Below are 966 nucleotides of genomic sequence, written 5' to 3'. Positions count from 1 at the left end.
AATACTGTAACTTTAAAATTTCACTTAAATCTAAACTTGCAGCTTCAGTTTTATCAATGCTCGATCCTTGGGCACTGAACTTATGATCTGAGTGGTGTTCAAAATAATCCGCAATTTCATCAATTAATACTGTAGGTAAGGACTGGCTTCCTATAGCTAAGTAAGTCAAACCATGTGCAAATTCATGCTGAAAGTTATGAACACTGCCTTGCTGATAGACATACATCTCAGCAACGATACCAGCTTCTCCTTTATAGTAAGTTTTACCACCTTCATCTCCAAGATAAGAACCGAAACGTTCGCTTCCGCCAAGGTGAGTGTAGTCAGCCTTATCATCGAACACATAAAACTTAAATGTTTGTTCCGAACTGCCGCGTTCTAATCCGAACGCATCTTTAAAATTAGCAGCTGTTTCTCTTATCTCACTTTCAATTTTAGCAAATTTACTTGCTTTTAAAGCATGAGAATAAACCTCTACTTTAATATTTAGTTCTTTTATTTCTATGATATGTGGCGAATTAAATCCCTTACCACCATTATTGAAATACTCTTATTTAGTTATATCTTTATTTACTTGTTGATTGATTGTCATAACTTTAATCTCTAATTTGCTAATCTTTCAATATCAAGCATAAGGTGATCTCTCTAAAGAAAGCGTAAATTTCCATATCAGTGGAATTTATGCTTTAGTAAAGATGTATAAATAATTAATTCAATATGTAAAATCATAGAGCATAGCTGAAGTTCTATGACAGTGCTATTTCAGCACCCTTTCTCCTGTCATCCTAGCGCATGGTGTACGGACATTATGATTTGGGCTTATCAGGAAGGTATCATACAAGTTGACATATGAACATTGCAAAACACTTGACACTGATTTACTGCACAATTGCTCCCAATATGAATTCTCAATGGCCTTGTTGCATAGCAGCTTATGCGGTAGTAATTCATGATAAATTCATGTAA

At 34.5% G+C, this 966-nt stretch carries 1 pseudogene; it reads right to left on the bottom strand.

Annotation, left to right across the window (positions count from 1 at the left end):
* Window positions 1-343, bottom strand: a pseudogene (locus IHO13_RS05510) (collagenase); the annotation flags it as partial.
* Window positions 344-966 lie beyond the last annotated feature (623 nt).

Origin of the sequence: Wolbachia endosymbiont of Mansonella perstans (assembly GCF_020278605.1) — a bacterium.
Lineage (GTDB): Bacteria > Pseudomonadota > Alphaproteobacteria > Rickettsiales > Anaplasmataceae > Wolbachia.
Note: the sequence above shows the minus strand (reverse complement) of the source record. Positions and strands in the feature narration are given on the sequence as shown.